At 55.8% G+C, this 24088-nt stretch carries 20 protein-coding genes; 9 read left to right on the top strand and 11 right to left on the bottom strand.

Features of this window, described 5'->3' with window-relative positions; genetic code table 11:
* Positions 1–37: 37 nt before the first annotated feature.
* The 3 genes from OLTU_RS12150 to OLTU_RS12160 all read right to left on the bottom strand — a co-directional run bounded on the left by OLTU_RS12150 (position 38) and on the right by OLTU_RS12160 (position 4458).
* Positions 38–1417, bottom strand: a complete 1380-nt coding sequence (locus OLTU_RS12150) for an ABC1 kinase family protein (protein WP_141733030.1) — start codon at positions 1415–1417, stop codon at positions 38–40.
* 617 nt (positions 1418–2034) lie between these two features.
* Positions 2035–4035, bottom strand: coding sequence for a M13 family metallopeptidase (locus OLTU_RS12155; RefSeq protein WP_141733031.1), 2001 nt, complete (start codon positions 4033–4035; stop codon positions 2035–2037).
* Positions 4036–4059: 24 nt separating this feature from the next.
* Positions 4060–4458 carry a hypothetical protein gene (locus OLTU_RS12160; RefSeq protein ID WP_141733032.1) on the bottom strand — a complete coding sequence of 133 codons (399 nt, stop codon included), beginning with the start codon at positions 4456–4458 and terminating at the stop codon, positions 4060–4062.
* Between the two features lie 44 nt (positions 4459–4502).
* On the opposite strand from OLTU_RS12160, the gene OLTU_RS12165 reads away from it, so the two are divergent.
* Entirely contained in the window at positions 4503–7766 is a 3264-nt protein-coding gene (locus OLTU_RS12165) for a DEAD/DEAH box helicase (protein ID WP_141733033.1), read from the top strand.
* Between the two features lie 103 nt (positions 7767–7869).
* Here OLTU_RS12165 and OLTU_RS12170 read toward each other — a convergent pair whose 3' ends face one another.
* Complete coding sequence (locus OLTU_RS12170; RefSeq protein WP_141733034.1) at positions 7870–8544, bottom strand: SH3 domain-containing protein; 675 nt, start codon at positions 8542–8544, stop codon at positions 7870–7872.
* Between the two features lie 246 nt (positions 8545–8790).
* Here OLTU_RS12170 and OLTU_RS12175 point away from each other — a divergent pair, with 246 nt between their 5' ends.
* Positions 8791–9843, top strand: a complete 1053-nt coding sequence (locus OLTU_RS12175) for a serine/threonine protein kinase (RefSeq protein WP_141733035.1) — start codon at positions 8791–8793, stop codon at positions 9841–9843.
* An 18-nt stretch (positions 9844–9861) separates the two neighbouring features.
* Here the strand turns inward: OLTU_RS12175 and OLTU_RS12180 are convergent, their stop codons facing one another.
* Positions 9862–10314, bottom strand: a complete 453-nt coding sequence (locus OLTU_RS12180) for a YaiI/YqxD family protein (protein WP_141733036.1) — start codon at positions 10312–10314, stop codon at positions 9862–9864.
* Positions 10315–10368: 54 nt separating this feature from the next.
* The gene (locus OLTU_RS12185; protein WP_141733037.1) at positions 10369–11208 is read right to left on the bottom strand and encodes a hypothetical protein; all 840 of its coding nucleotides are present in this window, start codon (positions 11206–11208) and stop codon (positions 10369–10371) included.
* Positions 11209–11370: 162 nt separating this feature from the next.
* Here OLTU_RS12185 and OLTU_RS12190 point away from each other — a divergent pair, with 162 nt between their 5' ends.
* From OLTU_RS12190 to OLTU_RS12200, 3 genes are read left to right on the top strand one after another with little or no spacing between them, the layout of a single operon-like run.
* Positions 11371–11949: a hypothetical protein gene (locus tag OLTU_RS12190; protein WP_141733038.1), complete on the top strand. Its 579-nt coding sequence runs from the start codon at positions 11371–11373 to the stop codon at positions 11947–11949.
* Positions 11946–13532 carry a GMC family oxidoreductase gene (locus tag OLTU_RS12195; protein ID WP_141733039.1) on the top strand — a complete coding sequence of 529 codons (1587 nt, stop codon included), beginning with the start codon at positions 11946–11948 and terminating at the stop codon, positions 13530–13532. The genes OLTU_RS12190 and OLTU_RS12195 overlap by 4 nt, the downstream gene beginning before the upstream one ends.
* 10 nt (positions 13533–13542) lie before the next feature.
* Positions 13543–14001: an LEA/WHy family protein gene (locus tag OLTU_RS12200; RefSeq protein ID WP_141733040.1), complete on the top strand. Its 459-nt coding sequence runs from the start codon at positions 13543–13545 to the stop codon at positions 13999–14001.
* Between the two features lie 136 nt (positions 14002–14137).
* Here OLTU_RS12200 and nadA read toward each other — a convergent pair whose 3' ends face one another.
* A complete protein-coding gene (nadA, locus tag OLTU_RS12205; RefSeq protein WP_141733041.1) occupies positions 14138–15184 on the bottom strand; it encodes a quinolinate synthase NadA in 1047 nt (348 codons plus the stop codon).
* A 357-nt stretch (positions 15185–15541) separates the two neighbouring features.
* Between nadA and thrS the strand changes: the two genes are divergently transcribed.
* A complete protein-coding gene (thrS, locus tag OLTU_RS12210) occupies positions 15542–17323 on the top strand; it encodes a threonine--tRNA ligase (RefSeq protein WP_141733042.1) in 1782 nt (593 codons plus the stop codon).
* Here the strand turns inward: thrS and OLTU_RS12215 are convergent.
* Entirely contained in the window at positions 17313–19196 is a 1884-nt protein-coding gene (locus tag OLTU_RS12215) for an adenylate/guanylate cyclase domain-containing protein (protein ID WP_141733043.1), read from the bottom strand. The genes thrS and OLTU_RS12215 overlap by 11 nt on opposite strands.
* A 222-nt stretch (positions 19197–19418) precedes the next feature.
* On the opposite strand from OLTU_RS12215, the gene OLTU_RS12220 reads away from it, so the two are divergent.
* The 3 genes from OLTU_RS12220 to OLTU_RS12230 are packed head-to-tail and all read left to right on the top strand — an operon-like array spanning position 19419 to position 20681.
* On the top strand, positions 19419–19862 hold the full coding sequence (locus tag OLTU_RS12220; RefSeq protein WP_141733044.1) for a Spy/CpxP family protein refolding chaperone: 444 nt from the start codon (positions 19419–19421) through the stop codon (positions 19860–19862).
* Positions 19863–19866: 4 nt separating this feature from the next.
* Complete coding sequence (locus OLTU_RS12225) at positions 19867–20361, top strand: RNA polymerase sigma factor (RefSeq protein ID WP_141733045.1); 495 nt, start codon at positions 19867–19869, stop codon at positions 20359–20361.
* Positions 20358–20681: a hypothetical protein gene (locus tag OLTU_RS12230; RefSeq protein ID WP_141733046.1), complete on the top strand. Its 324-nt coding sequence runs from the start codon at positions 20358–20360 to the stop codon at positions 20679–20681. Before OLTU_RS12225 ends, OLTU_RS12230 begins: the two co-directional genes overlap by 4 nt.
* A gap of 34 nt (positions 20682–20715) precedes the next feature.
* Here OLTU_RS12230 and OLTU_RS12235 read toward each other — a convergent pair whose 3' ends face one another.
* From OLTU_RS12235 to OLTU_RS12245, 3 genes are all read right to left on the bottom strand, one after another.
* Positions 20716–22194, bottom strand: coding sequence for a hypothetical protein (locus OLTU_RS12235; RefSeq protein ID WP_141733047.1), 1479 nt, complete (start codon positions 22192–22194; stop codon positions 20716–20718).
* Positions 22195–22382: 188 nt separating this feature from the next.
* On the bottom strand, positions 22383–22895 hold the full coding sequence (locus OLTU_RS12240) for a hypothetical protein (RefSeq protein ID WP_141733048.1): 513 nt from the start codon (positions 22893–22895) through the stop codon (positions 22383–22385).
* On the bottom strand, positions 22840–23976 hold the full coding sequence (locus OLTU_RS12245) for a helix-turn-helix domain-containing protein (RefSeq protein WP_141733049.1): 1137 nt from the start codon (positions 23974–23976) through the stop codon (positions 22840–22842). Before OLTU_RS12245 ends, OLTU_RS12240 begins: the two co-directional genes overlap by 56 nt.
* Between the last annotated feature and the right edge of the window lie 112 nt (positions 23977–24088).

A 24088-nucleotide genomic window follows, 5' to 3' on the forward strand; every position in this document is an offset into this window, starting at 1 on the left:
GGGGTGCTCCTGGCGCGTGCAATGCAGCTGTGGGGTTTCAGCCCCGCTGCAGCCATTGCGCCAGCAGTTTGTGACCCTGAAAACGGGCATCGAGGATCTTGAGGATGATAAAGACGCCGCCGATTTTGCGATCCAAAAAGAGGACCTCGCGCGGCGGCGGCCTCATTTTAAAGGACAAGGCATAGCGGGTCGCCAGCTGCGTGATGCGCGTGGGTAAATCACTGCGTGACCAAAGATAGCAGCCTTTGCCATCCACCAGCGCGGCAGGAACGCGCGGATCCGTCGGCGGCAGCCAGGGTTCGGTGGCCACCGAGCAGATATCGGCAAAGGAGTCCCGCAGTTTCTCACTGTCCTCGGGCCGCAGAAAACCCACGGCCTCGCCACCTGCAATCATCATGCTGCGATTCTGCGTGAGTGCGCCTTCCAGCATTTGGCGATAACTTGTGACAAAAACCTCGTCAAAATCTCGAACAGCACCCCAGTCGAGAAGGATGAGCTGATCATCGCCGGACGCGTTGATGCGGACCTTGTAATTGCCAAAATGCGGGTCGGTTTGCATCATGCGGAAGTGAAAGAGTTCATGCACGAAGAGCCAGGCGAAGGATTCGCCCAGGCGATTTTTCCGTTCCTGCGCAAGGCCTTGAACCTCGGGGCTGTCCAGGTTGAAACCAGGTTCATAACTTGTCGCGAGGATGCGTTTCGAGGAATAACGCGCATGGCATCGGGGAACGACGAACTGGGGTTGATCCTTGAGCAGTTCCCGCGCCAATTCAGTGAAGTGCAGCTCGCGTTCGTAATCCAGCTCAAATTTGAGCATGGTGCGGATTTCCTGGAAGAGCTGCTCGTAGCCTTCACTTTGCGTTGGTATGATTTTGAACATGCCGAGGATGGAACGCAGAGCTTTGATATCGGTGTCGATGGCCTGATCGACGCCCGGATATTGAACTTTGAGACAGATCTCCTCGCCCGTGGCTTTGATGCGGGCGCGGTGCACCTGGCCCATGGAGGCTGCGGCCAGAGGTTCGGGGTCGATGTCGAGTTCATAGAGACGTTCGGCACTCATGCGCGTGCTGAGGATGCGTTGAATTTCCGGCCAGGCGACAGTGGGGCTCTGTTCATTGAGTGTTTTGAGGGAGCGGACGACTTCCTCGGGGAAGAAATGCTCGCCATAAAGGGCCAGCATCTGTCCGACTTTCATCAGACTGCCCTTCAAATTCCCCAGTTCATTGGCCAGAAGCCGTGCCTGACTTTCGAGCAGGATTTTGAACTGCAGCTCCTTGGTATCCGAGTCGGAGAGCATGCCCTTGATGCCGCTCACCGCGATGCCGGCGCCGGATCTGATGGCCAGTTTGGTTAGGCTGAGACTGCGATCGAAAAGCCCGGTTTTGATTCTTTTGAGATCTTTTCTGTCGGTCAACGGCGGGCTCCTCTCGCGCGTGGGGAGCTATTATTGAAGCAGATTCCAGATGAGAAAACAATGACAGTGGTTTGGCGCGGATGGGGATCCCCTGCGGGGATGGCGCTTGTGAGACGGTGGTTGGGCGATGGTGTCCCCTGCGGGGATGGCGCTTGTGAGACGGTGGTTGGGCGATGGTGTCCCCTTCGGGGACGACGCTTGTGAGACGGTGGTTGGGCGATGGCGTCCCCTTCGGGGATGACATGTGGAGTCAGATGACGCTTGTGAAACGGTGGTTGGGCGATGGTGTCCCCTTCGAGGATGACACGTGGAGTCAGATGACGCTTGGTGTGAAACGGTGGTTGGGCGATGGTGTCCCCTTCGAGGATGACACGTGGAGTCAGATGACGCTTGGTGTGAAACGGTGGTTTGGGAGTTGGCGTCCCCTGGGGGATGACGCAAGTGGAGTCAGATGACGCTTGGTGTGAAACGGTGGTTTGGGAGTTGGCGTCCCCTGGGGGATGACGCAAGTGGAGTCAGATGACGCTTGGGGTGACCCGTTGGTTGCGGAGTATGGCACCCGTGCGGGGATGGCATGAAAGAAGCGGGTTCCCGGAGGGAACCCGTTCTTCAAGCTATCACCAGATACGAACCTGCTTGTCTTCAGGCAGCACCATGGCGTCCGTCTTCTTGCACGAGAAGACTTCGGCAAACGCGGGCTGATTTTTCACCTGCTGATTCACCCGTGCCCAGCCGCGGCTGTGGGGATCGGTTTTCAGCATCGCTTCGGCCATCTTGGGCAGCTCAACGCCGCACCAGACGCGTGCATACTGAAGGAAGAATGCCTTTTTCTTTTCCTTGTCACCCTTGCCATTCGGGAAAGCGGCGCGGTAGGCAAAGGTCACACCGGTCAGGTCACCGATGTTTTCACCAAGAGTGAGCTCGCCATTGTGTCCGATCTCGTTGAACTGCTCCACAAAAGCACGACCGCGCTTCTTGAAGTTGTCGACATCCTGATTACTCATCCACTGACGCAGTTTGCCGGTATCATCATACTTGGCACCCTGATCATCAATGCCATGGCCGAGCTCGTGACCGATCACAGCTCCAACCGCGCCCAGGTTCACTTCCACAGGCAGGCTGGGATCATAGAACGGATACTGCAGAATACCGATCGGCATCACAAACTTGTTGTCAGCTGGGCTATAGTAGGCATTCACCGTAAGAGGACCCATACCCCAGCGGTTCTTGTTACGCTTCTGAGCCAGTTCCTTATACATGCGTTCCGTCAGGGCTTTTTCCAGCGCCACATGGTTGGCGAGCGGCGTGGTGAGGGAGTAGGTGGCGGTTGGATTGAAGTGCCACTCCTCTTCATTCCGCGGCTTCACGAGCTGCAGCTTGGCGTTCTTCATCTTGGCGATGGCGCCGGCCTTGCCTTCCGGAGTCAGCCACTTGTTTTCCTTCACGCCCTCGATGATCGCACTGCGAACCGATTCGGCCAGGGCAATGAATTTTTCCTCAGGAAAATTGGGGAACATCAAAGGCAGAACTTCAGCATCCAGCTCCTTGTTGAAGGAACGCATCACCATCTGCGTACAACGTTCCTGACGCTCAGGACGGACCTTCGAATCGCCGAGATGCTTTTGACGGAAAGCAAAACGGGTGTTGAAGAAATCCGGATAGGCATCATCCATAACGGGCGACAGAGCCTGATAGGCGTAAAGCATCTTCAGCTTGTTCAGGTCTTCCTTCGCCAGGGTTTTTTCCAGATAGGCATAGGTTTCCGGAACGAAGTGGCGAATGTTGGTGTTGTTGGGAACGCGCTCGAGTTCCTTGGCGAGTTGGAAGCTTGGATATTTCTTCAGGACATCGCCCTTGCTGATTGAAGTCTTGCGCGTGAAGATTTCGCGCATTTCGGCCGGCAAAGGATAGACCTTGGCAAAGTCGGTTTCCATGGCCAAAACAGTTTTGGCTTTTTCCGCGGCTTTTTTATCACCGATCGTGGTGAAGAATTTTTCGATGACTTTCTGATAGTCACCCGCGACGTCCGGCTTCAGGTAGTACGAACGCTCGGGCAGAGTCATCAGGTTGCCCATAAAGAGGAAATCGTAGTGATCGGGATTATCCTGATTCGCTGTGCTGCCGACATCGACGAAGGTGGGAAGAGCCGCGTCCCGCTGTTCGGCGAGAAATTTCAGGAACTGCTCGCGGGTTTTGATTTTGTCGAGCTTCGCGAGGGTGTCTTTCACCAACTCCTGCTCTTCCTTCTTGCGACCATCGACGTTCATACATGCGCCGTATACCGTCGCCAGGGTTTTCGAGCGGTCGGACAGGGCCTTGCCGCTGCGCAGCTGCTGATCGAGATCCTGAAGGAAAGCTTTTTTCTTGTCGAGAATGCGTTCACGGGAATCAGAAAACGCAAAGGTATGCGAACTGCGGTCGTCGCGCAGCTTGAACGAGCTGATCACGTTGGAGCAGGCATACTCATAGAAGTTTTCGCAGGGGCTGATGTTGGGATTGACTGGAAATTCCCGACGATCAGGGATGGCACTGGACGGCGCCGGGGTCGCGGGTGCGGCAGCCGTGGCAATTTGGGCCAAAAGAGTGGCCGCCAGCACGGCTGGAATCCTGAACTGCATACTTTACTCCGTCAAAAATACGCTTTAAAAGCAACTTGATGTCGACTCTGTCGACAGTTCTAGCCATGAATCACTCGTTTTGCCAAGCGCTTCCTGCAGTTGAACGCCGGTGTCGAGAGGCATGAACAAAGGGGCTTTTTCAGCGAGGGTTTTTGTTTCCATGCAACAGTGTAATTGATCGCGTTTTATAAGAATAAATAATTTCATGAATTTTTCAGATGCTGTTAGAACTGGAAATGACTCCTTCGAGTTATTTTGATCCCCTCTAGTGTCGGTGGAGCTAGGGCGAGCTCCCCGACCTATAGGATCGAATCCCGATCCCCCCCCCCATTTCTTCTGATTTGCATTTTTTATCCTTATCAAAATTGAAACGATGAAGCATCCTGGAATTTGTCTGCGGGTGGAGCCAGCACGATTTTTCATCCTGGTCGGCACCAACAATTGCCAATTTCGAGCGGAGTTCGTTCTTGGAACCCATAGATCCTATTCTCATCGACCTGGAATCCACAGTCCGTGTCAATTTGCGTGAATATCTGCGCCGCGATCTGGAGCGCGAATATCAGCCCAAACATCGCACCAAAGCCAATAAACTCGGGCCGCAGGCGGTGGAGGAGCTACAGTTGTCGGGCGAGCACCTTCTGGTTCTGGTGCGGGATCAGGGCAAGCTGCAAAAAGTGGACATGACCTTTCCGCTGTTCGACCTCGACAGCGACTTTACCTTAATTCAATGTAGCTGCCTCCGCGACGCGCTGAGCCTGGATCCTATCCGCTGCCATCATATGTATCTGGCGCAAACAGTCGTGGCGCACCGGCTCGATAATATTCTGAAACAGGAAAAACCGGATGACGCGCTGGCCCAGCTGCAAACGTTTTTGCATGCAGATGGAGACAGTCTGGCCATCGAGGAGGAACTCCTGCTCGAACAACGCTGGCTCCTCCTCTGGGATCCGTCCTCCGGAGGACTGAGTGCCGAGCGTTATACGAAACCGCGCTATGAAAAGGACGCCAGCTGGCATAAGCAAGGCCGCTGGCAAGCCAGCGAACTCATCCACGCTTTGGCGGAATTCAAGGATCCCATCTCACAGAGTTTGCGCACGTCCCTGCTGCAAGGCGGTCAGCGGCCGGATCAGGAACTCTTTGAAATCCTGCGCCTCGTCGAAGGTCACAATTCCATCGTTCTGGAAAACCGCGACACGCGCGATCCCATTGAGGTGCGGGTTGGCACCTGGCAGCTCGGCATTCGCGAGGAAGAGGACGGTTACCGTCTGCATATCGAAGTCGGCCCGGGTCGCCTGCCACCCTGGAAACTCGTGCCGGGGCATGGTTTGATCGCGTTTGATGAAGCCGCTCAGATGCTTTTCATCTGTCCTCTCGATAAACGCAGCGAAGGCCTCATCAGTGGCGTGCAGCAGCAGAAGCGTCTGATTCCCCTGCAGGATCGTGATGCCATGCTGGACTTTATCGAAAAACTCGATCCCGGCATCGCCGTCCTCTGGAGCGATCGTCCCGTGGAGCGGGTCAGCGTCGAAGCTCCGCAACCCATGCTGCGTCTGAGCCCCTTTCAACGCGGCGGCATGAAGGTCGAGGTCTGGATTCAGCTGAGTCCCGGCACCTCCGTGCGTGCCGGTGAAGGATCCGAGGAACTCCGGGAGCGCAGCCGCCGCGGAGCCCTGCGGCAGTTCATTCGCGATTTTGCCGCTGAACGGCAGCTGTCCCGGCGGGTGGAAACGCTCCTTGATCTGGATATCCTGCCGCAACCGGAAAACTCCATTTTCATCGCCTACAATGATGAAGTCGCGCTCGCCCTGATGGCCCGCATCGAGGAACATAAAAAGGATCTCGATCTTTTGATCGAATGGCCCGCCGCCCTCGCCGGCAAGGAGAAACCTTATGCCGTCAGTGCCCTGGTGAAGGATCAGGCCCTGCGTGTGAGTGCCGGTGAAAAACGCGACTGGTTCGCGGTCGATGGCTGGCTTGAAATGGATGACGGTCAGAAAATTGCGCTGCGGGAATTGCTCGCCGCCTGCCGTCAAAAGAAAAAATACCTGCGCCTTAGCGATGGCAAGTGGGCTGTGATCACCGAACAATTCCGCCAGAAGATGGAACCCCTCGTGCAAAGCATCGACGAGGATGAGGAAGGCTGTCAGCTGAATCTCGCCGCACTGGAATCGGATGAGCAGCTGGAGGCTCTGGAAAAACTCGATTTCACCGAAGCCTCCCAGGGCTTTTGGAAACTCGTACAAAAAGCCAAACGCAGCCGTCAGGCGGATGCTGCGCTTCCTGCCGGTTTGAGGGCGGACCTGCGTTCCTATCAAAAGGATGGTTTTTTGTGGATGAATCATCTCGCAGCAGCCGGACTGGGCGCCTGCCTGGCGGATGACATGGGACTTGGCAAAACGCTGCAGTCGCTCGCCATTCTATTAAAATACAAGGACCGCGGCCCCTCGCTGGTGATCGCACCGAGTTCGCTGGCCTATAACTGGAAGGCCGAAGCCGCCCGTTTCTGTCCCGAACTGAAGATCGTCGTCCTGCGTGAACTGGGTGATCGCGGCCGCAGTCGCACCTTCACCGCGGGTGAAGTGGTGATTGCGAGCTATGGTCTCGTTATGCGTTATAGCGAGCATCTGGCCCAAACCTCCTGGAATATCCTCGTGCTCGATGAGGCCCAGCAGGTGAAAAACGCCCAAACCAAAACCGCCAAGGCCGTGCAGGATATTCCCGCCGGGTGGCGCCTGGCGCTCAGTGGAACACCCATTGAAAATCATTTGGGTGAACTCTGGTCGCTGTTCCGCACCATTTCCCCTGGACTTTTTGGGGATTGGGAACGCTTCCGCCGATCCTTTGCCTTTCCCATCGAACGCGATCAATCGTCCACGGCACGCGAGCGGCTGAAGCGCAAGATTCAACCCTTCGTTTTAAGACGTTTGAAGCAGGATCACCTCGCCGAGCTGCCCCCCAAAACCGAAATCGATCTGTGGGTGGATCTGAACGACGAGGAGCAGACCTTTTATGATGCCTTGCGCGGGGAAGCGATCGACAAGGTGGAAACGCTCGCGGCGGATGATGAGGCCCTGCAAAAACAGAAGATACAGGTGCTCGCGGCCCTGACCCGTTTGCGCCAGGCGGCCTGCCATCGCACGCTGGTTGACAGCGAATGGCAGGGCGGGGCGACCAAGATCGATATCCTGACCGAAAGGCTTTTGGAGCTGAAGGAGGCGGGACACGCTGCCCTGGTTTTCAGCCAATTCACCGGCTTTTTACGCCTGATTGAAGATGAGCTTTTGCGGGTGGGCATTCGCGTGCTTTATCTGGATGGGCAGACGCCCATTGCTCAAAGGCAGGAGCTGGTCAATACCTTTCAAGCCGGGGAAGGCGATGTGTTCCTGATTTCCTTGAAAGCCGGTGGCACCGGGCTGAACCTGACCCGCGCGTCCTATGTGTTTCATATGGATCCCTGGTGGAACCCCGCGGTGGAAGCTCAGGCCAGCGATCGCGCGTGGCGCATGGGCCAGAAACAGGCCGTCACGGTCTACAAAATGCGGGCCCGGGGCACGATTGAGGAATTGATTCACACGCTGCATGGCGAGAAAAAGGAATTGGTGGATTCGCTGCTCGAAGGCCGTGATCCGAAGGCCCGTTTTAATTGGGACGAGGTCTGGCGTCTCTTTACCGAGCCTGTTCGGCCGTCGCCCTTGGGCGGTCCATCAGCTGATCATAGTGAAATGAGATGACAGGAAGTTTCTGAAGATGAGTGGAGGATTGGAGTCCTCCCTGCTGGCAGGAAGCTGAAAAAAGGGGTTTACCATAGTGTGCAAACCCCTCTGATGTCCACTCTTAGTTCCAGGTTTTGGCCGGCTTGACGCGAGACACAGGGCTCATGGAGAGGGAAGCAAGTTCCACCCATCCACGGTTCACAACATTGGCCCAGTTGCCTTCGACTTTCACCAGGACAGGATCACCTTTATTCAAGGCGCCCACCGACTGGCTGGTCGCATCCGGACTGTTATGCAAGGTGGCCGAAGCGGCATTCACATAGTAGACCCGCACACCACCGGGCGCTGCCGAAAATCCCCCGCCTGGAGGGGCTAAAGATTCTGTTCCCATGGCGTTGGCGGCCGCACTCGGATCCGTTGCAGACGGCATGCCGCCGTTGGCAAGCAGTTCAGGTGGGATTTCGCTGCCTGGCAGTCCACCACCGGCAGGACCGGCTGCAGCTTCCGCGGCTTCGGCTACGGCGGCATCATTCAGGGCATTGCTTTCCGCGCCCATGCCATCCATTCCCATGGCATTGCCGTCCATTCCCATGGCATTGGATTCGGCGCCCATGGCTTCCGCGTCCATGTTTTCCGCGGGCATGCCTTCTTCACCTTCCGGCGCAGCTTCCAAGGTTTCCTCACTGGTCGCGACTTCCTCGGTTTCGTCTCCTCCTCCGAAGAACGAACATCCCGTGAGCCCCGGCATTATCAAGGCTCCGGCCAAAATCCATTTGACAGAGTGGCTCGTTCTCATGTGCAGTCCTTTCACAATACTAGGCTCACGCGTCTTTCGTTGGTGAATGATTCGGCGTTCTGCGTAAGGTATTGAGCGGGCCCGGAACAATCTTCTGAAAACACTCAGTATTTTTTTTGGATAAATGGACGGGCTGGGTACCGGCAAGGATTACTTTTGCGTTATTTTATTTCCGGTTTTGGATTGGTGCTGGCCGAAAAAGCGGATTTTGTCTAAGTAGATAGCATAGGTTGGAGGAGAGTCGGTATGGTGCAATCAGCGTGGGGATCCCAGGAAACACAATACTTCTACGGTTTGACGCCGGAGCGCGTGCTTGATGCGGTGGAAAAATCGTTGGGTTTACGCTGCACGGGCCGTACCATGGCGCATGCGAGCATGGAGAACCGGGTCTACGAAATGGAATTGGACGTGGACGAGGGGCCGCGACGCAGCAAGTCGCTCGATCACCTGGTCATCGCGAAGTTCTATCGTCCAGGCCGCTGGACCCGGGAACAGATCCTTGAGGAACATCAGTTCCTGATGCAGCTGCAGGATGTGGAAATACCGGTCGTGGCGCCCCGGGTGCTGGTCGATGGTCAAACTTTGCACAAGCTGCCGGACTGCGATATTCATTATGCAATCTTTCCCAAGGTCGGCGGACGCTCCCCGCAGGAGCTGACAACCGAGGATGTCGAGCAGATCGGACGCCTCCTCGGTCGCATGCATAATGTAGGGGCCCGGATGCAGGCGCAGCATCGTATTCAGCTCACCCCTGAGGTTTTCCTTAACAAAAACTTTCAGTATCTGCAGGGGGAACACCTGATCCCGGAAACCCTGCGCCAGCCCTTTGCGGATCTCGTGCATCGCCTGGCGGAACAGGCGAAGCAACTCTTTGCGCATAGCGACTGCATTCAAATTCACGGCGACTGTCATCTCGGAAATCTTCTGCAGTATGGCAGCCATTTCTTTTGGGTGGACTTCGATGATTCCATGCGCGGGCCGGCCGTCCAGGATGTCTGGCTTCTCCTGCCCGGACGCGATCGCTATGCCCAGCAGCTGCTCCAGCATCTTCTGACAGCCTACGAGCAGATGCGGCCATTTCCCTGGGAAAGCCTGCGTTTGATTGAAACACTCAGGGCCATGCGCATGGTGCACTTTGCTGCGTGGATTGCGCATCGACGCGATGATCCTGCGTTTCAACGCGCATTTCCTGAATTCGGTCATGATCGCTACTGGCATCAGCTTTATCGCGATCTGGTCGAGCAGGAGGAGTGGATGCATCGACCGCATGCCTGGAATATTCATGATTGGATGAGTTGAACCCGAAGCAGATCCGGACTAAGGTCGGGTCAGCTTCGTCAAGAGTCGATCAAAGCTGTTGGCGAAGAGTTTGACGTCCTGCTCATTGAATGGCGGCGGCCCCCCGGTCGCCATCCCAGCACCCCGCATGGAATCCATGAAGTCACGCATATTGAGGCGTTCCCGAATATTGCTCTCGGTGTAGTGCTCGCCGCGTGGATTCAAGGCATGAACTTTTTTGGCCACCAGCTCCGCTGCCAAAGGAATGTCCTGGGTCACCACCACATCACCTTCCTCACAGTGCGCGAGGACATAACTGTCCGCCACATCAAAACCCTTGGGAACCTGCACAAAGCTCAGAACCGCGGAACGCGGCAGCTGTTGAAAACTGTTGGCCACGAATGTGGTCGGAATTTTTAAACGTTCAGCGGCGCGTATCACCACATCCTTGATCGCCCGTGGGCAGGCATCCGCATCAATCCAGATCTTCATCGCACGCAACTCCCGCTTTGATGGCCATTTCTGCCAGGAATGGCCCTGGTCATGCTAACTCCGCATAAGCGTTCGATACTCTGCATACAATTTCAATACAAAAATGGAAAAACTGAGATTCAAAAACGATCCGATCAGGTTGGAGAGCACGGACTGCAGGTAACCCAGGGGCCGGGAAAGAGCGGGAACCAGGGCCCCAAGACCGGAGGCCACAAAAATGGCGAGCAGGGTCACGAGAAACGAGACCACAATCACCAGCCCATAGGCGCCCACAATATGGACAAAGCTGCGGCTGAAGCCGAGGATTCGCTTCTGTCCGGGCAGATTCTGGGTGATCACGCGGAAACCCTCACCGATGGCGCGGAAAATTCCAAATTCGCGGAACATGGTGATGGTGGCGGCTGCCATCATAATGCCGGCGACCAGAAGGCCGGGGATGATCAGAAGCATGAGGCCGATGCCCAAAGGGACGCTCAGCAAAATCGCAATGGCCATGCCACGCAGAATATAGCGTCCCAGCCCCACCACCGAGTCGCCCGGGAAGGCGGCCGAACGGTCGGCGATATAGAGCAGGGCATTGCCCCAGTAGAGCAGCGTCACAAATCCCGCGAGCATCGCCCGCCAGGTCGTGAGCCCTTCCCGAGCCAGCTGGGTTTTAATCGGATCCAGAAACTCCGGCCAATTCTCCGTCCACTCCGGTGGAGGCGGCGTGGGAAGACCCAGAGCGCTTTGATAGTCCCAGTACATCAACCCCAAATAGACGAGCAGAAAAATGAGGGACGCCCAGCGCTGATCCACGATAAAGGCCAGCGAGGTTTTCATGCTCTGAAGGGTGCGTGGCACAAAGCGCTGCGCCCCGGTGGGGACATCAATGAAGTTTTGTAGATCAGACATGGGTGCTCCTTGCCGCAGGGAGGCATAAATGCCAGTCCTTTGCTAACCAATGCAGCGCCTCATGTCCAGAGCAAGTCCATATTCTTTCCAATTGGCGGCTGGGAATTTTCGCAGCGCTGCATTAAAATCGCTCTCCCAATGCCTTTCATCTATGAGGCTTGCATGGATACTCCTCATTCGCGGCGTGTTTTTTTGACCTATAGTGCCCAGACTCTGGTGGCCGTGCCGACTCTGGTGAGTTCGCCTTGGCTGTTGGCTGCGGATGCTCCGGATTTTGTCCAGGATGTGACTTTTAAACATCTGCGGCCGAGCGATCACAAGGTTCTTGTGGTGCTCCTGCCTGCGGCTTTGGGTGTGGATTTGGATCCGGATCATCCCGAGGATCAAAAGCTTCTCCGACTGACCTTGAAGGGCCTGGATCATGTGATCGACTGTCTCTCGGAACGCAGTCGCCAGGATCTGATGCTGCTCCTCGATCTTTTATCGATGCCTCTGACCCGGGCGTTGCTTGGCCTTTGGACCCGTTGGGACAAGGCTCCGCGCGCGGAGGTGGAAGAGTTTTTGAATCAGTGGGAACGCAGCTCCATCAGCCTCAAGCGCTTTGGCTATCAATCGCTGGTGCAGATCCTTGAGTTTGCTTTTTACGGGGTTCGCGCCAATACCGTGGCCCTGCGCTATCCGGATGTGCCCGCCGCCATTCAACCCTTTTTGCGGCGTTTTTCGGCAGGAGTGCGGGAATGAGTCTGCCGGATGTTTTTGCACAGGCCATGCAGGACGAAAAATGGCAGGTGTTCAACGGAGCTGAATTCACCCGCGATGAGGTCTGGGAGGCTGATGTCGTTATCATCGGCACGGGCGCAGGCGGTGGCACGGCAGCAGAGATTCTGAGCCGGGCCGGACTGCGGGTGATCATGATCGAGGAAGGGGCGCTGCATACCTCGCAGGATTTTCAGCTGGAGGAGCTGGCCGCATACACCGGTCTTTATCAGGAAGGAATGGCCCGTACGACACGGGATGGCGCGATCGGGATTCTGCAGGGCCGCACGGTCGGTGGTTCGACCACGGTGAACTGGACTTCGAGTTTTCGCACGCCGGAACCGACGCTGGAATATTGGGCCCAAACCTTTGGCGTGAAAGGCCTGAGTGCTGCGGAGCTGGCGCCCTGGTTTGCTGCGGTGGAGCAGCGACTCAGTATCGTGGAATGGATCGCTCCCAATCGAAATAATGAAGTCCTGCTGCGTGGCTGTGAAAAACTGGGCATTCCTGTGAAAGCCATTCCCCGCAATGTGAAAGGCTGCTGGAACCTTGGTTACTGTGGACTCGGCTGTCCCACCAATGCCAAGCAATCCATGCTGGTGACCAGCATCCCGGAAGCGCTGCGACGTGGGGCACGGCTGGTGCACCGCGTGCGCGCACAAAAATTAAATCTGAGTTCGAACGGGGTGCAGGAGCTCGTGGGTGTGGCGCTGGGCCCCGATGGAAACCGGCCCACGGGCAGGACCCTGCGGGTGCGCGGGAAATATTTCGTGCTCGCCTCGGGAGCCATCGGCAGTCCCAGTCTGCTGTTGCGTTCGGAAGCGCCAGACCCATATCGCACGCTCGGTCGGCGCACGTTTTTGCATCCCTGCGCCTTTGCCTTTGCGCGTTTTGCCGAGGCGACCGATCCCTTTCACGGTGCGCCCCAGTCGGTGTACACCGATCATTATCAATGGCAGCACGGTGTCAGCGGACGCATGGGATTCAAGATTGAAGCCGCCCCTTTGCAGCCGCTGTTCGCTTCGGTCATCATGCGCGGGCACGGCCCACGGCATCGGCACCGGATGGAGCAGCTGGATCATACGGCGGGATCCTTGGCGTTGCTGCGGGATGGTTTTCATGAAGAAAGCCAGGGCGGTGCGGTGCTGATCGATGGGCAGGGGGCGCCGGTGCTGGATTATCCGATCACGGATTATGTGATGGATGCTGTGAAGCGGGCCTATATCGCGATCGGTGAGATTTATTTTGCGGCCGGGGCGGAGGCTTATTTTCCAGGGCATGGCGATGCACGGGATTATAAGAGTTTTCAGGAATTCCGCCGGGACGTGGATAACTTTGCGTTTGAAACGATGCGCATGCGGCTCGGCAGTGCGCATGTGATGGGTGGCTGTGGGATGAGTGAGCAGCCGCGTTATGGAGTGGTGAACAGCCAGGGGCGCCATCATCAGCTGGAGAATCTTTGGGTGTGGGATGGTTCGCTGTTTCCAACCAGTGTGGGGGCGAATCCGCAGCTGTCGATTTATGGGATAGTTTCGAAACTGGTGACTCAGTTTGTTGAGAGTGTTTGAAAGGATCAGAATGAAACAGGTTTGGGTACTGCTTGTGGGTTGGATTCTGGCGGCTTGTACGACGATGAATATCGTGCCTGAGAAGCCGCAGGTGGAATTGACGAATGTTACGCTGGGGCAGGTGAGTATAACCGAAGTTGAGCTTTTTGCGACGCTGGCTGTTTTGAATCCGAATGATTATGCGTTGGATCTTTCGGGGATTGAATATCAGGTGGATGCCCTGGGCATGACGCTCGGGAAGGGGAAGGCGCTGGAAGCCATTCATCTGCCGCCAGGGGTGAAGCAGGCGGTGAAGCTGCCTTTGACTCTGACCACGGCTTCAGCGTTGAAGTTTGGGCAGGCTTATTATTCCCCGGGGTTGAAAGAACTGCCGGTGACTTTGCAGGCGACGGTGACTGTGAATTCGCCGGTGGGGCCTTTGAGTCTGGATTTTTCGGATGTTAAGGATATTAAGGCGAAGGGGGATTAGGTTCGGATATGTGGCCCCGCTTCGCGGGGTGACGGTTGCTTGCCCCAGCCCCCTGCCCCCCGCGGCTGACGCCGGGGTTGGGCAGAGGCTGGCAGCGGCTGGCAGAGGCGGGGACAGGGAGGCCGGAGCACAACACTCACGACATCTCCAGCATCCGATCAATCGAACGCTTCGCACGAAGCCGCAGGTCCTCTTCCAAATGAATCTCGTACTGCAGATTCTGCAGCGAAGCCAAGGTATCTTCCAACGTAATCTGCGCCATGTGCGGGCAACGGTGGCTGCAAAGTCGCAGCACTTCCTTGTCCCGATTCGCGGCGATGATATTATCCGCCATCGCGCATTCGGTCAGCAGCAGATACCGGGAGGCCTTCACTTCCTGCACGTACTTGATCATCGCCGATGTACTGCCGGAATAATCCGCAGCATCCACCACATCCGGCGGACACTCAGGATGCGCCAGCACCACGACATCAGGATACTGCTCGCGAACCTGTGCAATGTCCTCCACCGTGAAGAGTTCATGCACTTCACAGCGGCCATGCCAGCCGATAAAGACCTTCTTCAGGTCGCCACCCGATTGCATCGCCTTATTCAAATCCGTTTCCGGAAAAATAATCGTCTTGCCCGTTTGCTTCGCGACGTTCTTCGCCAGAAACTCATCGGGAATGAAAATCACCTGGTCGCTCTCCAGTTGATTCACAATCTTCACCGCGTTGCCTGACGTGCAGCAGATATCCGTTTCCGCCTTCACATCCGCATAGCTGTTGATATACGTCACCACCGGCACGCCTGGGAATTGTTCACGCAACTGCCGAACATCCGCCGCTGTAATGCTCTGCGCCAGGGAGCAGCCCGCCTTCTTGGAAGGAATCAAGACCTTCCGGGTGGGGTTCAGAATCTTGGCTGTTTCCGCCATAAATTCCACGCCACAGAAGACAATAATATCCTTATCCGTAGCTGCGGCCTTGCGGCATAGCTCCAGGGAGTCCCCTGTGATATCAGCGACCGCGTGGAACAGCGCGGGCTCCATATAGTTATGACCCAGAATGATGGCGTTGCGTTCTTCCTTGAGCTTATTGATTTCATAAGCCAATTCAGCTTTATGCTCCAGTTCGAACTCTGGAACAAGGCCCTGCAGTTTTTCCTTCATCAGGGCATAGGTGGCATCAAGCGATAGTGACATACAGAAGCCCTCCCTCAGTAGCGGCTCGGTCGGGAAGTCTTGCGAAAAAACAGGTAAAAAGCAAGTTGAAAGGCCCTTGAGGACGCAGACTCAAGGCCGAGGCTTGTTCTGCCGAAAAGAATTTTGTTATAAGAGTAGGGAGCGAGGAATTTTTTTATGAAATCGATCCGCAATCTCAACACGACGACAACAACAACAAAGGCAGGGCCTTGGCGTTGTTGAGCTTTTTATGATTTGAGCTTGATACAACCCAGGTCCCAGCACCTGGGTTTTTTGTTGTCCAAAACAAATGCCCAGGCACTCTGTGTCCGGGCATGTGCTGGCGCGGAGGCCTGGGCCCGAGCAGGGAGTAAGCCCATGGATTCCGCACTTTTCCGTCTGCGCCACAGTCTGGCTCATGTGATGGCGCAAGCTGTCCGCGATCACTTTCACAAGGAAGGACCGGTGCACTTCGCCGGCGGTCCTCCGATTCAGGACGGATTTTACTACGATTTTGGTTTGCCACGGGCCCTGGTGCCCGAGGACCTGCCGGCCATCGAAGCCCGTATGAAGGCCATTCTCCAGGAAGGTCATGCTTTTCATTATCGGGAGATTGACGCCGCCGAAGGCCGCAAACTCTTCGCCGCGCAACCCTATAAGCTGGAGCTTTTGGAAGGTCTCGTGCAGGGCGGTTTTGATGAACACGGTGAGCCTCGGGATCAGGTCGACGCCGAACCCATCTCCATTTATCAGCATGCCGACTTTATCGATCTTTGCCGCGGCCCGCATGTGAAGTCCTGTCAGGAAATTCCCGCCGACAGTTTCAAACTCGTTAAGATCGCCGGAGCCTACTGGCGCGGCGACGAGAAACGTCCCATGCTGCAGCGCATTCAGGCTCTGGCCTTTGCCGATGCGGCCGAACTGCAGCAGCATAATGAGCGCCTGGAACAGGCCGCGCTGCGCGACCACCGAAAACTCGGCAAGGAATTGAAGCTGTTTTTCTTTCACGCCACCGCTCCCGGCATGCCCTACTGGTTGCCGCAGGGTTTTGCTGTCCTGAACCAGCTGATCAACTGGTGGCGCGACGTTCATGAGCGGGAGCAGTATGCGGAAATCAGCAGCCCGCTCATCAATTCCAAAAAGCTCTGGGAAATCTCCGGGCACTGGGATCATTATCGGGATGATATGTTTGTGATGGCCCTGAATGAAGACGAAGTTTATGGCGTCAAGCCCATGAATTGCCCGAACGCCATGATCGTCTTCAATCATGAACGGCATAGCTATCGCGATCTGCCCCTGCGTTTATCCGATTGTGATGCTCTGCATCGTCATGAGCGCTCGGGTGCCTTGCATGGACTTCTGCGGGTTCAGAAGTTCCAGCAGGATGATGCGCATATCTTTGTGGAAGACCACGAGGATGCGATTCATCAGGAATTTCTGCGCATCCTGCAGCTCGTCGATGAGTTCTACCGGGTCTTCCGTCTGTCCTATCGCTTTCGTCTGGCCACCCAACCGTCCGATGCGCTTGGTGAAGCCGCGGACTGGGAGCGCGCGGAAGCGTGTCTCAGGCGGGTCCTGGATCAGCATGCCGGTGATTATGAAGTTGCTGCCGGGGATGGAGCCTTCTATGGACCGAAGATTGATATCCTCATTCAGGATGCCCTCGGCCGCGACTGGCAGATGGGAACCCTGCAGCTTGATTTTCAACTGCCGCGACGTTTCGATTGCCAGTATGTGGATCGGGAAGGACAGAGGAAACATCCGGCGGTGATTCATCGCGTGATCTATGGTTCCATGGAGCGCTTCATCGGGATTCTGATCGAACACTGTGCGGGTAAATTTCCGCTCTGGCTGGCGCCGGTCCAGGTGCGTCTTCTGCCGATTGCCGATCGGCACGAGGATTTCGCCCGGCTGGTGCAGGCCGAGCTGAAAAAAGCCCGCATCCGCGTTGAACTGGATGCCGATGCGCAAAGCCTTGGCAACCGCATTCGAAAATTCCGTGGCGAGCGCATTCCCTATGCTGTCGTGATAGGCGATCAGGAAGTGGCCGCCGGACGGGTTTCCCTGAGGTCACGCGATGCGGACGGGCTCGAGTCCCTCAGTGTGGACGCGCTGGTGCAAAAACTTCGGGAGGAAATTCAAAGCAAGGTCATGAAATAAGACGCTTGGGCATGGTCCGGAGGAGCTTGAGGCGGTAGAAGGTCTTGGTTCCCTGGAACCCGCGCAGGATCTGTTCGTCCTGGGTCCAGGTGATATTCTGCTGGCTCAGGAAGGCCTGAACCTTGGGCATCTGGAACAGGCTGCCCGACACCACGATGTCCTCATCGGTGGCCTGATCGAGCAGACGTGAGCAGATGTTCAGAGTGGTTCCAAAATAATCCATGTGATCATTGAGGTTCACCATAATGCAGGGACCGCTGTGCAGGGCTATTTTGAGGCCGGCCAGGTTATTGTCCTGCCGATGCTCTTCATAATATTTTTGAATGGTCATTGCAGCTCGGATCGCTGCCTCTTCGTCCAGAAAGGTGGCCATGACCGCATCACCAATCGTCTTGACGATGGAGCCTTCCTCTTTGCGTATGAAGCTGTCCATCAGCGCGAAGTGATCCTGAACCAGGCGGAAGGCCTTGGAATCGCCGAGTTCGCGGTAGAGCTGCGTGGAGCCGCGGATATCGGAAAATAAAAAGACGAGGTGTCCCACCCCGAGCTGCATGCCGGGCCTCAGGGCGTCATCACTAAAGAGATGGCGATACGCAGGCAGCGCCGCCACCTGATCCGCGGTCGCGGCATCGTGGTGCGGATCGAGACAATCAAAGCGCAGAACCTGCCACTGATCGCCGGTATTTTCCCAGTGCAGCTGCAGGTGAGGCTGCACGGCCACTTCGTTTTGCTTGCGCAGTCGTTCCAGATCCGCATGGTGGAGTTCCGCCAGACCCTTGTCATGCACGACAAGGCGCAGAAGATGGCCCTGTTTCATGTCGCGCAGGCGATAGGTCTTGCCAGGCAAATGCAGGGATAGCTTGCGCTTTTCGTGGGGCGCGAGCGGCATCTGCACATGAATGGTCGGGCTGCGAGCGGGATTGCCGATGCAATAGATCGGCGCCGGTTCGATGGCGATTTCACCGGCAAAGCGGAAGGACAATTCCACGTCCTTGGATTCAACGACTTCGAAATTAATGCCACAGGCTTCGCAATGGACCTTTTTTTCCAGCTCGCGCAGGCTTCTGCTCTGCTTCTTGGCCCCACGACAGGCCGGGCAAAGGATATCCCAGTTCAGGGTGAAGAGCCCGACCTGGGTGCCTTCCAGGAAGAAGGCCAGGGTGTTTTGCCTCGGCAAATTATAGTAATCGGCGATCTCATAGGGCCTGAGGCGCTGCAGGAATCGTTCGCCGGCCCGTGCCCCATAATCCGCCACGGCTTCAATTTGCGCGTGAAACGGTTCCAGTTTTTTGAGGGCCTCGAGCAGATGCTGCTTCCTGTTCGCATCGGGCCGCGGGCTCAGGGAGGCTTCAAAACTCTGGGGCTGGCTCGACTGGATATTGCGGGCCAGCTCCTGAATCACCTGGGGAAAGTTCAAGGCTGCTTTCTGGAGCTTCCGCAGCACGATGGCTTTGAGAGCCCCCTTCAGGACGACTCTCATCTCGGCCTTGACGCGGGTCTGCTCCGCGTGGACGGGTTCCAGGTAAAAGGCGAGAAACGCGTAGCGGACGGGCCCCTGATCAAAGAGCCTTGTCCCCAGGCAATAGGAGCAGTGGATCCATTCATAGGGACGCTCATAAAAATGCGCTTTGCCAAAGGGAATGGGATACTCGCCCTCGAGCATCGATCCGCCCTCGGTTACTGGGCGAAATTGAAAATTCACCATGCTCATGCCCATTCTGCGGCGTAAGAGGTCGTGTTCGGATACGACCGCCCACACCTTGTCGAGGGGCGCGTCCACGACAAAGTCCTGGATCAGGACTTCGCTCTGGCTCGCCAGCTCCTGCATTTCCGCCGGTAGAAAAATTTGGGTAAGGCTCAGGGTCAAGACCATTATCCTCCTTACATCTTTTCGGTCGATCCGCGCGGAGGATTGAGGTTTCCCGTCTTCGTCGTCTGACTGGTTTTGGCAAAAAAGGCACAAAATCAGAAGAATTGCGGGCAAAAAGGCCGCAGTGGGAGGGGATGCACAAAATTTTTTACTTGGCTCTGAACCTTGCGCTGATCATTCTCGTCCAAGGAGGCATGTGAGCTTCCTTGTTTGAGAGGATTTGGTATGCGCCTTGTTGGAATAGCCCTGCTTCTTCTGCCCTGTTTTTTCCATCCTGATATGGCACTGGCCCAAAAGCCGGCCGAAAATCCTGAACGACAGATTCAGGAGGTGTTGAAAACGGTTCAGCTCAACCCTGAGCAAAAGGCCAAGGTGCGGCAGATTCGTGAGTCAAGCCGCAACCGGGTGAAGGCTTTGCGGGAGGAACTGAATGAACAGCGTGCGGAGCTGAATGAGCAGCTCGATGCCAATGCTGAGGACGAAGCGGTTCGGCAGGCCTTTCAGAAATTCCAAAATACGAGAATGGCCCTGGAAAAAGCCCGTTTTGAACGCATGCTGGCGATCCGTGCGGTTCTCTCCGAACAGCAACGGGCCGCCTTTCAGAGTTTAAGACAAAGTCAGCGCGCTGCGGCCCGGGCGACACGACCCGCCGCCACCCGCCGTGAGTGAGCCGATGACGGACTTCGCTGAAGTTTATGCGAACTATGCCGGCCTCGTGCGTCGGGTTCTGAGCGGACTCCTGCCCGCAGCAGATGTGGACGATGGCGTGCAGGAAGTCTTTCTGAAGATTCATCGGCATCTCGATGGTTTTCGTGGTGAGTCTTCATTAAAATCATGGGTCTATCGGATCACCTTCAATACGGCCCAGGATATCCATCGGTCCCAGAGCTGGCAGCGGTTTCTGAAACCTGGGGCCACAGTTCAGGATCGGCGCGACTTCCGACCGAATGCGGAGGCGCGGCTTGGGGATCATCAGATTCTGCAGCAGGGTTTGCAAAAATTAAGTTTCAAGGAGCGGAGCGCTGTGGTTTTGTTTTATTGGGAGGAACAAAGTCTCGAGGATATCGCCCGACACTTGAAGATTCCCGAGGGCACGGTAAAATCTCGGCTTTGCATCGCCCGCAGGAAACTGCAGAGCTGGCTTGAAAAGGAAGGGGAGGTGCTGTGAACGATCCCTTGCATGATTATCTGAAAAAGCATCAACCCCCGGTGCCGCCTGCGCCGGCTGATGAATGGCAGCGGATCCTGGCCCGCACCCGGAAGGATAGGAAAACGCGTGCGCATCGGGTCTGGCTCTATGCCTCGGCCATGACGCTATCCGCTGCGGCCCTCATGGCTTTTTTGAATTTCAGGCCTGCGCCGGAAATGGAAGTCTGGCTGGAGCCGGAGGATGTCTTTTATCAGGAACGAACGGAAATCCGGGAGCGTGGGGCCTATCATGACTGGCTATGGCTGGCGGAACAGGTGGCGCCGGAGTTGGGGGAATGAGGGCCGCCGCGGCGACCCTCCGCTCCTCATAACGTCATGAACGCAGACACTTCAGAACATCGGATCCCAATTGAAACGTCTTCCGGCACGATTGAATTCGTTCTGAAGGATCCCGGGGTTCCCTCGCGACATGATTCCAGCATTCCTTCCGGTCGCTTCCTAATGGAAAAGCCTGATGACAGGCATCAATCGCTCGCGCCGGATTATAGCGCACTTCCTTCACCGTGCTGATGCAGACCTGCACATCGGAGGCAAAACTTGCGGTCGTCTTGCAGCTTCGGATGACAGCGGTGGAATTGTAACTCCGCCCGGCCGCACTGATGATGCACTTCATGCGATCCGAGCTGAAAGTAAAAGCCTGACCGCAGGCTGCGATCACATCAGCCGCTCCATGTCGAATGTTTTGACTTGCCTTGATGCATTCCAGTTTTTCACTGCTGAAACTAAAGACGCGTCCGCAGGCATCCACCAGATCCTCATGCTTGTCATCATGATGCGGATGATGCGGACCATGACCCCGGCCGCGTTCATAGCCGGCCTGATACCGCTCCCGCATATCATGGTAATAATCGGAAGGGCAGAGTTCGGGGAAACGCGGATCCGCCGGCAGGCCGCGCGTCGCATCCTGATAGCCGCGTTCGTGAAAATCCTCAAGAAGACAGAGTTCGCGTTTTTGTTCCAACCAGCCGCGATCGTAGCCCCTGAGCCAGGCGTGCGCCGCCTTCTCATCACAGAACTCCGGCGACCCCGCGCGTCGTTGATTGGTTTTCAGTGCATCGGCCTTGCCTTGATCCAGACCATTCTCAAAGGTGCAAAGCTTTTGAACGACAGCCTTGCGCTCGCGATCAAAGAGGGCGTGATATTCTTCCAGAAGCTCTGGAAAACGCTGAGCGCAATTGCCAAACGTGGCGGGATCAAACGCGGGACGATCTGATGCCTGCGCCTCGCGCCGTATGCTTTCGAGATGCTGCGCGGGCTGGCAGTAGGCCCGCAGGCCTTGCAGATAAGCCTTCTGCCAGGCCTGTTTCAGTTTGCTCCTCTGCGCCTGCGGACAGCTGAGATACGCTGCGTCCACATCCAATTCCGGCTGGTTGCTTCGACCGGCTTGATCGCCTCGATTCTTCGCGGTATCCACTTTGCAGAATTCCTCGAGTCCCAACCGATATCCACTCATGAATGATTTTTCCAGCTGGTCCTTATCCTGCGTGCAGAGCTGATAGCGCAGCGGCAGGCCTTGCAGATTCTCTCCCTGAAGTCCGGCATCTTTTCCGTCGTTACTGGCGTTCTGCACACTGCACAGGAGAGTGCGGCCGGCGTCATAGCCCTTTTGATAACTTTGTCGCGCCGTTTCACGGTCCTCTCCCGTGCACACATTCCCGGGATCGAAATCGGAGGGCTTGCCATCCAACGCTGCCTGACGGCCGGTATCAAAGGCTCCTTCCATGGTGCACACGGCTGGGGTTACGCAGCCCTGGAGGGACAGTAGGAAGGCCAATAACACGAATGTCTTCAAAGTTCTCTCCTCGCCATGACAGACAGATCCCTGCTCCTGTAGGAACGACAGGAAAGAGACCGGGCATATTGCAAAATTTTTTCGTACTTTTATTGATACCACGGATGGCGGGAGTGTGGGGCACGATAAAAAAAGACCTGTGACTCCCCGGAGCAGGGAGGACAGGTCTCAGCTTTATGGACAAAAACTCAGTTAATCGGATTCAGCTCAAACTTCATGACCGGCGCTTCGGCGGCGCCTTTCAGAGTGAGATTTCCGCTAAACTTCGTAATCTCGTTCGCCCTGTAAGTGACAGGACCCGACAGAAGCAGAAGGTTGCTGCCATTGGTTGCCACAACGGTGCGTTGGACGGATCCTGAAGGTGACGTCGAAATCGCACCTTTTGGAATACAGACGCCAGCCACGTTGAATTCCACATTGCCATGCAAGACGGAACCGCCGACATCGTGAAAGGTCGCGTTGAGTTCACAAGGATTGCCAAATCCTGAAATATCAGCTGCGGTCTCTGTGCCGTCGACTCTCATTTCCAGACGGACATTACCCGCTTCCGAAAGAACTTGATTCATTTTCGCAATGCCAATCAGTTCAATGGGACGGTCTTTGATTCCAGGCAGAGGCAAGGTCCCATCGGCATGCACAGTGAAACTAAGCGCCAAACTGCTGAGCAGCGCCAGCTTCCTCAGGTGATTCATGTACTTCATAATTGGGCCTCCGTTCGATATCTTGGTCGATCTTGTGTTGAGACTGGTCTCGTCCAGCCAGTTTATAACCTTGTCTGCCTGAAAGCAAACAGAGAGGTTGATTCTCATAGGGTTCAATCAAAGCACGAATACGTCGTGCAAGGTCAAAAATACGTGGGTCATGGGTTCTGGGCTTATACTCTTCCTCGGGCCAGAGTCGTGCGGCTATGTCGGCCTTGCTAACAAAGCTGCCGCGGCTAAAGAGCAGCTCCAGGAAGTCATAGATCAGCGGCTTATCATGCAGCGCAACCCACTTCCCTTGAACACAGATGCGACGTAAGTCAGGATCCATTTGCAGAGAACAACTCAAGGAGTAGTCGAGGTCCTTGAATTTCTCGTTCACCAAATAGGTAAGGTACGTGCATTCCTCGGGATCCAGATAGCAATCGAGCAAATCCAGACTGACTTCAAGCGCATCGTACTTCGCCAAATCCTTGTACATGCAGGCCATACCATAGAGGCTCTTAATAATGAAGTAGTTCCATTGCCGACTGGTTGATTCCTTGATCACAGCCTGGAAGAACTTCTTCGCCAGAGAGGTATCCTGCTGAAAGATATACGCGACGTTGGCCCGCAAGAGATAAAGGCTGAGACGCTGGTCGACGCTGACCAGATCCTCCAGCTCCTCCATCTCGCGCACGAGGCGCCCGATGTCCTGGGTTTTCTTCAGGGAATAATAAACGTTCGCAAGGCCAAGCAATGCTTTGAAGTAATCTTTCACCGTCTCGCTGCGATCCGCCAGAAGCCGGAACAGCCTTTCGGCCATTTCATATTCCTGATCCACATAGGCAAGGCGTGCCGTCGTGTAAAGATAGGAGTCCGATTGCTTTTGATGATATTGCGTCAGCTCGCGAAGCAAGGCCCGCGATTCAGCCACCTTATGCATTTCCCAAAGCGCCTGGGACTTATACAACTGGAGCGTGAAGAAGTCGTCGACCGAGGGGTTATTCTGGCAGTGCAGATCCACTGATTGGCTAACGCGCTTGAATTGGCATTGATAATAGAGATCCTTGATTTCGGCGATGCTAGCATTCCAGTCCATGGCTACGTCATCCTCAAGTGCTCGTGGTGGCTTCTTATGTAAATAAGCACAGAGCATGCCAGTCTGTGAAAGCCTTGAGAATCACCGGAAAGGCCTGATTCATACGGATTGT

Source organism: Oligoflexus tunisiensis (assembly GCF_001748245.1).
Taxonomy (GTDB): Bacteria; Bdellovibrionota_B; Oligoflexia; order Oligoflexales; family Oligoflexaceae; genus Oligoflexus; species Oligoflexus tunisiensis.